This is a genomic window from Flavobacterium notoginsengisoli, assembly GCF_042686225.1.
In the GTDB taxonomy this organism is placed as follows: Bacteria; Bacteroidota; Bacteroidia; order Flavobacteriales; family Flavobacteriaceae; genus Flavobacterium; species Flavobacterium notoginsengisoli.
This window is the reverse complement of the sequence record NZ_JBHUOT010000029.1, coordinates 1-1,077: the sequence shown is the minus strand read 5'-3', so window position 1 is coordinate 1,077 and position 1,077 is coordinate 1. Positions and strand designations below refer to the sequence as shown.

1 protein-coding gene is annotated in these 1,077 nt (G+C 48.6%); it reads right to left on the bottom strand.

Features of this window, described 5'->3' with window-relative positions; translation table 11 throughout:
* The coding region (locus tag ACFS3A_RS26710; RefSeq protein WP_379828778.1) for an amino acid adenylation domain-containing protein at positions 1–1,077 on the bottom strand (1,077 nt) is incomplete at both ends.

Sequence of the window (1,077 nt, the reverse complement as noted above, 5' to 3'; positions counted from 1 at the left end):
TGTATTCCAGGTTACCATCAGGAAGCCAGCGTGCCAGATCACCGGTCTTGTAAAGACGTTCACCGTCCCTGAAGGGGTTATTTACAAACTTTTCAGCCGTCAAGGATTCCTGGTTAAGGTAACCTCGACCAACTCCTATCCCACTAACCCATAATTCACCAACAACTCCTATCGGACATAAATTATCAAAACCATCCACAACATACAACGACATATTGGCAACCGGTTTACCGATTGGAACCACGACCCCCGAAGGGGCCTCATGCATAACATGAAGGCTCACGTCGTCTGATGCTTCGGCCGGTCCGTAAGCATTTACCACGGCAACATCCGGAAACAAAGAAAACCAGCTGCGCAATAAAGATGGTGTGGCCGCCTCTCCGGTAACCAGAAAATAACGTAGGTCTTCCAGACCTTTCCTTGAACCCGTTTCCAGTAAACTCAAAACATAGGAAGGCACCAACTGAAGATGGGTCACCCCATGAGCCGCCAAAGCATTTTGGAAATCATCCGCATCCAATATCATCTGCTCACTATAAACAACAATACGTCCTCCGCACAGCAATCCGCTGAGAAGCTGCCATACCGAGATGTCAAAGGTAAAGGGGGCCGTGAAGGCAACAACACTAGTGTTGTCCATATTTAAATCATCGACCATCACCAGAAGGTGGTTCAGCAGTCCCGCATGCTCAATCAAGGCTCCTTTCGGCCTGCCCGTACTTCCCGAGGTATAGATCACATAGCCCAATGAATCAGGACTATGGGAAATATCCAAGGATTCCTGCAGACAACCCGAATATACCGGCGAAGGACCATCCAAAACAACCAGGCTTATACCTTCTGACAACGGCATTAGCATTTCATGGTTCAATTGGTCGGTAAGCAGTAAAGTACATCGGGTATCTTCCAAAATATAAGAGATACGGCTCGCCGGATAATCCGGTTTGATCGGCACATACGCACCAGACGATTTCAAGATACCAAGTATTCCGACCAGCATTTCAACACTGCGCTCCAGACAGATCCCTACAAGGGTATCGGCAACAACGCCCCTACCGCGCAGGTAATGCGCAAGCT